Source organism: Aeromicrobium sp. (genome assembly GCF_014378035.1).
Lineage (GTDB): Bacteria > Actinomycetota > Actinomycetes > Propionibacteriales > Nocardioidaceae > Aeromicrobium.
The window spans coordinates 1-6438 of sequence record NZ_JACMOM010000057.1 but is presented as its reverse complement, the minus strand read 5'-3'; the positions used below and the strand labels follow the sequence as shown (position 1 = coordinate 6438).

Genomic DNA, 6438 nt, shown 5'->3' with positions numbered 1-6438 from the left:
TTGTCGAGGCAATCCGGGAGCACCCCTGATTCCGGTGGACGTCCGGGCGTCGCTGTCCTTGCATCAGTGGCCGGTTTCGATGATGGTGCCGTTGAACGTAAGCCGGTCAACGATCGCGGTGCAGAGCCTGCGGTCGGTGAATCTTTTCGTCAAGCCGGAGAACGACTCGTTGGACGCAATCGCGATGAAGTTGTTCTCTTCCGGTTCGGTGAGGACCTAGAAAGCAATTCGGCGACGCATGGTCAAGTGCTTGGCCATGTCGACCTAAGCCGGACCCCCGGGGGCAATCTAAGCGAGACCCACCGCGAACCGCTTCACATCGAAGCGCGATCGGCAGCGCGGTTGTGAAAAATTCTGCGCACGGGCAGCGCGGCCCAACCCAGAGGGGTTTGAGCGGTCCGGTCAGACAGTGACGAGCAGGGTAGCGAGGGAGTCGAGCGCTCCGGGCACTAGCCGGTAATACGCCCAAGTGCCGCGCTTATCGCGGGTGAGAATACCGGCATCGACGAGAACTTTCAGGTGGTGGGAGACGGTCGGCTGGCCGAGGTTGAGCGGCTCGGTGAGGTCGCAGACGCACGCCTCCGCGTCCTCGTGCGCGGCGATCATCGAGATGAGCCGGAGCCTGGCCGGGTCGGCGATCGCCTTGAGGCTCCGCGCGAGCTTCTCGGCGTTCTCGGCGCTGATCGCCTCCCGTGTGAGCGGCGCGCAGCAGGCGGTCACATCGGTGAGGGGAAGCAGCTCGGTTAACGCCATATGAATACCCTCTCACAAGAATTGACAGCCATCGATGTTTATCGATACTTTGAATTGACGGTGATCGATGTTTCGCCGTGGACACGTTCGGAGCTCGATGACTTCCCCCGCAATGGTTACCAAGCCAGCTCGGCTTGGCACCGCTGACCGCTTTTTGCCTATCTGGATCCTCGCAGCGATGGGCGTTGGGCTGCTACTCGCCCAGTTCGTGCCCGAGGTCGGTGCGGTGCTGCACTCGTTACAGGTCGGCTCGGTCTCGCTTCCGATCGCCGTCGGCTTGCTGGTGATGATGTATCCGGTGCTCGCGAAGGTCCGGTACTCGGATGCCCGCGCGGTCGCCGCCGACCGCAAGCTGCTGATTTCCTCGCTGATCCTCAATTGGGTCGTGGGGCCAGCGCTGATGTTCGCCCTCGCCTGGATCTTCCTGCCAGACCTGCCCGACTACCGCACGGGGCTGATCATCGTCGGGCTCGCCCGCTGCATCGCGATGGTGCTGATCTGGAACGATCTCGCCTGCGGTGACCGCGAGGCGGCCGCGTTCCTTGTCGCGGTGAACTCGGTGTTCCAGGTCCTCGCGTTCTCCGCTCTCGGCTGGTTCTACCTCCAAATTCTGCCGACCTGGCTCGGCCTCTCGACGACGAGCGCGTCGTTCTCGCTCTGGGCGATCACCCTCAGCGTGCTCGTGTTCCTCGGCATCCCGCTGATCACCGGCTATCTCTCCCGCCGTGTCGGTGAGGCGACCCGCGGGCGTGACTGGTACGAGACGCGGTTCCTGCCGAAGGTCGGACCGTTCGCGCTCTACGGTCTGCTGTTCACGATTGTCGCCCTGTTCACCCTGCAGGGGCAGCAGGTCATCGACCGACCCCTCGACGTGATCCGCATCGCCATCCCTCTGCTCGTCTACTTCGCCGTGATCTTCGCCGCAGGCTTTCTCACCGGACGCATGATCGGGCTCTCCTACGAGCGCACCACGACCCTCGCCTTCACTGCCGCGGGTAACAACTTCGAGCTCGCGATCGCTGTCGCGATCGGCACCTTCGGTGCTACCTCCGGGCAGGCCCTGGCAGGGATCGTCGGACCATTGATCGAAGTCCCTGCCCTCGTCGCGCTCGTGTACGTTGCCCTGTGGCTCCGTCCGCGCCTGTTCCCACACCACGACACCGGCTCCTCCGGCACCGCCGCGGTCCACCCGCTTCCGGTCCCCGACCGGGTCTGAACTCGCTCACCCTAAAAGGAAGAACATCATGACCGCTAAACCCACCGTCCTGTTCGTCTGCATCCACAATGCCGGCCGCTCCCAGATGGCTGCCGGCTCCATGACCGCCCTCCCACACGGTGCCGTCGAGGTGCGCCCCGGCGGGACGGAGCCCGGTACCGAGATTAACCCGATGGCGATCGCCGTGATGGCCGAGGAGGGCATCGACATCTCCCAGGGTGTACCGCAGCTGATGACTACCGAGGCCGTGCGCGACTCCGACGTCGTGATCACGATGGGCTGCGGGGATGTCTGCCCAATCTTCCCCGGAAAAAGGTATGAGGACTGGGAACTCACCGACCCGAAAGGCAAGTCCATCGACGAGGTCCGTCCGATCCGCGACGACATCAAGGCGCGCATCACCGCACTTCTCGCCGAACTGCTGCCCGCGACGGTCTGACCATGACCGACTCGAGTACCACCGGGCTGCGCGCCGGTAAAGGGATGCCGGGCCTGTCCTACCCGGAGGAGTACCTGCGCCGTCTCGCCAGCGAACTGACGGGGAAGTTCTCCGGCATCTTCGGCGCCGAGACGGTCGAGCGGTATGTACTCGGGTCCTACACCGGGCTGCTGCGCACCTCGACCGTGAAGGCGCACCTCGCCGCGAACACAACGCGGTTCGCGACCGACCGGCTCACCGCCCTCGCCCAAGCGAAAGGCGCGATCGAGACACCGGTGCCGGAGGTGCTGTTCGTCTGTGAGCAAAACGCCGGACGCTCCCAGATGGCCGCCGTCCTCACCAACGCCCTCGCCGGCGGAAACGTCCACGTCCGCTCCGCGGGCTCAGCGCCCGCCCATGAGCTGAACCCGGCCGTGGTTGCGGCGATCACCGAGCTCGGACTGGACCTCAGCGAGGCGTTCCCGAAGCCGTTGACCGATGATGTGGTGCAGGCAGCCGACATCGTGATCACGATGGGCTGCGGTGACGCCTGCCCCGTCTACCCCGGCACCCGCTACCGCGACTGGGACCTCACCGACCCCGCCGACCTTCCGATCGAGGAGGTCCGAATCATCCGCGACCAGATCCGCAAGAACGTGGAGGAGCTCCTCACCGGCCTTGGCATCACCCCGACGGGACTCCCTACTTGAGCGACACCATCACGACCATCGAGACCGTTGTCGAGAACGTGGTCGTGGTCGGCTCAAAACCTGCCGGGTACACGGCTGCTATCTATCTGGCAAGAGCGGGACTGTCCCCGGTCGTTCTGGCGAGTTCTGTGGAGGCCGGCGGGGCGCTGGTGAATACGACCGAGGTGGAGAACTTCCCTGGCTTCATCGACGGGATCATGGGTCCGCAGTTGATGGACAACATGCGCCAGCAGGCCGAACGGTTCGGTGCCCGCATCCTCTACGACGATGCCACCACCCTGGAACTCGACGGCGACATCAAGACCATCCGAACCGGAGCTGGTGTGATCTATCGTGCCCGCACCGTTGTGCTCGCGATGGGCTCCGCCTACCGCCGGCTCCGCGTCGACGGCGAAGAACGCCTCACCGGCCACGGGGTGTCCTGGTGTGCGACCTGTGACGGGTTCTTCTTCCGCGGGCAGGACATCACTGTCATCGGCGGCGGCGACTCTGCCCTTGAGGAAGCCATGTTCCTCACCCGCTTCGCTAACACCGTCACCCTCGTGCACCGAAGAGACTCCCTCCGCGCGTCGAAGATCATGCAGGACCGGGCGTTGGGCAACCCGAAGATCATCCCCCGCTGGAACAGCGAAATCCTCGCCGTCAACGGCGGCGAGAAGATGACCGGCCTGCAACTGCGCAACACCGTCACCGGGACAGAGTCGACGCTGGAGGCGACCGGGCTGTTCATCGCAATCGGTCACGACCCGCGCAACGAACCTGTCCTCGACCAGGTCGATGTCGATCCCAACGGGTACGTGCTCGTCGCCCACCCGACCACCCACACGAACCTGCCCGGGGTGTTCGCCTGCGGAGACCTCGCCGACCACCGCTACCGGCAAGCCATCACCGCCCCCGGGACCGGATGTGCCGCAGCCGCCGACGCGGAACACTTCCTCGCCGTCTCAGGACTTGCGACCTACAGCCAGAACGAGACCGCCGTCCTCGACCCAGTCTCGCACTGACACCACAACATCAAGTATCAAGGAGCAGAACGATGACGATCCAGACCCTCCCCACCCTGACCATGCCTCCTCGCCGCGAACTCGCCGGCTACCCGGTCGCGATCATCGGCGCAGGACCGGTCGGGCTCGCCGCCGCAGCAGAGCTCGCCGAGCGCGGCGTCGACTTCATCGTCCTCGAAGCCGGAGATACCGCCGGAGCAGCCGTGACCTCATGGGGTCACACCCGACTGTTCTCGCCATGGGAGTTCCTCATCGCCCCCGCCGCTGGACGGCTCCTCGACGCCGCCGGGTGGGAGTCCCCGGACGCGAAACGGATGCCCTACGGCAGCGACCTCGTCGACGCCTACCTGGTGCCGCTCGCCGCCACCCCGGAGCTTGCCCCGCACATTCGCTACGGCACGACCGTCACCGACGTCACCCGCCGCGGCATGGACCGCACCCGCTCGACCAACCGCAGCAGCACCCCGTTCCTGCTCCGAACCACCTCGGCCGGGCAGACATCCGAGATCCTCGCCCGGGCCGTCATCGACACCTCCGGCACCTACAGCACCCCGAACGGGCTCATCGCAAGCGGACTCACCCCGGTCCACGCCGCCGAGGTCGCCGCGAATGTCACCCACGCGCTGCCGGATGTCCTCGGAGCCGACCGTGCCCGGTTCGCCGGCAAGCACACCCTCGTCGTCGGCGCGGGACACTCCGCCGCGAACACCCTCCTCAAGCTCGCCGCCCTCGTTCGGGAGGAGCCCGGAACGACGATCAGCTGGGTCATCCGCGGTTCCAGCCCGGTGCGCGTCTACGGGTCCTCAGCGGACGACCTCGAGGGGCGACGGCAGCTCGGCAGCACCACCCACGACCTGGTCCGCTCCGGTACCGTCGCGCTGATCGACCAGTTCGAGATCGACGACCTCACCCCCGCCGACGGCGGACGAGTCACCACCCACGGACGCCGTGCAGGCACCGTCACGGCGATCGACGCCGACACCGTCGTGAACGCCACCGGCTTCCGGCCCAACATCGACATGCTCCGCGAGATCCGCCTCTCACTCGACGACATCGTCGAAGCCCCGGCTGCCCTCGCGCCATTGGTTGATCCCAACCTGCACAGCTGCGGAACCGTCCCCCCGCACGGCGTCGTCGAACTCTCCCACCCGGAGCCCGACTTCTACATCGCCGGAATGAAAAGCTACGGCCGCGCCCCCACCTTCCTGCTCGCGACCGGCTACGAGCAAGTCCGCTCAATCGCCGACGAACTCGCCGGCAACCGTGCCGCCGCCCGCCTCGTCCAGCTTGTGCTGCCAGAAACCGGGGTGTGTTCAACCGACGAAACCGGAAGTTCCTGCTGTGTTACCGCACCAGCACGAACGAAGAGCAGCGTCGGCACGGACAGCAGCTGCTGCTCCTGACCGGCCGACACCAGGCATCCGGGGGGCCACCAGTGCCGACTGGCCAACCGTCAAGGAGATCTACCGCGAAGGAATCGACACGGAGTACATCATCGTCGAACAGAACACGCTCAGTTGGGTCGCGTTCGACCTGGGAAGCGTCCCGCGTCTCGACTTGTCAGCTTGACCCCGGGAACCATCACGACGTGGGTTGCCGTCGCCCTTGTCTCGACCCGGCCTCTGTGTTCTGGCGTTGTCGAGCACAGGGTCAATGTCGCGGCGTCAGCTCGCGGTTGTGAGGTCGGCAGCGCGCTCCCGCAGTTCTCTATCCAGTCGGCCGAACGCGCCGGAATCTGAACTTTGCGGCGATTGATACCGGCACCCGGGACGGTCAGGCCGCGCGACGCCTCAAGGTGGTGATAATGCTGGTCGTTGTGGTCATGACGCCGTTCCCTTCTTAGCGGTGGGCACGACCTCGGGTGCGGGCCGTTGCGGCAGGCGAAGTAGTTGGTCGTAAGCGGCAATCGACGGTAACGCTCTCGTATCCGCGGGGAGACCCGCGATGAAAGCAGCTGGGTCTGCGAGGCGCCGCGGCTGAGGTTGCAGCGCGCGGATGGATCATAAGCGCACCTGAAGCACAACCCAGGTTGCGCCGGCGTCGTCGGTGTACGCGACGCCGCGATCGTCAGCAACATAGATCCGGGCCCCGTCGACGGCGAAGGCCTGTGGAGTCCCGTCTGTTGTGTCGCCGCTAACCCAGTCCTGGCCGGCCGAGCGGGTCCAGATGGTGCCGGTGGTGTCGATGCCGGCGAGTGTGCCGGTGCCGTCGCCTGCGATCACGAAGAGGCCGGGTGCGTCGGGATCGACAGTGAACGTGGCGCCGTCATCATCGCTGATGGCGAGTCCCTCTGCAGTGGTGGCATAGAGCTGATCGCCATCAGCGAGTAGATCGCGG

Annotated in this window: 7 protein-coding genes and 1 pseudogene; 6 read left to right on the top strand and 2 right to left on the bottom strand. The window is 65.7% G+C overall.

Annotation, left to right across the window (positions count from 1 at the left end; genetic code table 11):
- On the top strand, positions 1-220 hold a 220-nt coding region (locus H7290_RS03185), incomplete at its 5' end, for a hypothetical protein (protein ID WP_290512566.1).
- Between the two features lie 182 nt (positions 221-402).
- Here the strand turns inward: H7290_RS03185 and H7290_RS03180 are convergent.
- Entirely contained in the window at positions 403-753 is a 351-nt protein-coding gene (locus H7290_RS03180; RefSeq protein ID WP_290512565.1) for a metalloregulator ArsR/SmtB family transcription factor, read from the bottom strand.
- A gap of 97 nt (positions 754-850) precedes the next feature.
- Here H7290_RS03180 and arsB point away from each other — a divergent pair, with 97 nt between their 5' ends.
- Genes arsB through H7290_RS03155 form a run of 5 tightly spaced genes read left to right on the top strand, consistent with a single transcriptional unit; the run spans position 851 to position 5504 of the window.
- Entirely contained in the window at positions 851-1969 is a 1119-nt protein-coding gene (gene arsB, locus H7290_RS03175) for an ACR3 family arsenite efflux transporter (protein WP_290512564.1), read from the top strand.
- A gap of 28 nt (positions 1970-1997) precedes the next feature.
- Positions 1998-2408, top strand: a complete 411-nt coding sequence (locus H7290_RS03170; protein WP_290512563.1) for an arsenate reductase ArsC — start codon at positions 1998-2000, stop codon at positions 2406-2408.
- Between the two features lie 2 nt (positions 2409-2410).
- Positions 2411-3097, top strand: a complete 687-nt coding sequence (locus H7290_RS03165) for an arsenate reductase ArsC (protein ID WP_290512562.1) — start codon at positions 2411-2413, stop codon at positions 3095-3097.
- Complete coding sequence (gene trxB, locus H7290_RS03160; protein WP_290512561.1) at positions 3094-4101, top strand: thioredoxin-disulfide reductase; 1008 nt, start codon at positions 3094-3096, stop codon at positions 4099-4101. Before H7290_RS03165 ends, trxB begins: the two co-directional genes overlap by 4 nt.
- Positions 4102-4133: 32 nt before the next feature.
- Positions 4134-5504: an FAD-dependent oxidoreductase gene (locus H7290_RS03155; protein ID WP_290512560.1), complete on the top strand. Its 1371-nt coding sequence runs from the start codon at positions 4134-4136 to the stop codon at positions 5502-5504.
- Positions 5505-6101: 597 nt separating this feature from the next.
- Here H7290_RS03155 and H7290_RS03150 read toward each other — a convergent pair.
- Positions 6102-6438 (bottom strand): annotated as a pseudogene (locus tag H7290_RS03150) (hypothetical protein); the annotation flags it as partial.

Coding starts and splice junctions, on each gene's coding strand:
- H7290_RS03180 (WP_290512565.1), bottom strand. CDS start 753: ATGGCGTTAACCGAGCTGCTTCCCCTCACCGATGTGACCGCCTGCTGC.
- arsB (WP_290512564.1), top strand. CDS start 851: ATGACTTCCCCCGCAATGGTTACCAAGCCAGCTCGGCTTGGCACCGCT.
- H7290_RS03170 (WP_290512563.1), top strand. CDS start 1,998: ATGACCGCTAAACCCACCGTCCTGTTCGTCTGCATCCACAATGCCGGC.
- H7290_RS03165 (WP_290512562.1), top strand. CDS start 2,411: ATGACCGACTCGAGTACCACCGGGCTGCGCGCCGGTAAAGGGATGCCG.
- H7290_RS03155 (WP_290512560.1), top strand. CDS start 4,134: ATGACGATCCAGACCCTCCCCACCCTGACCATGCCTCCTCGCCGCGAA.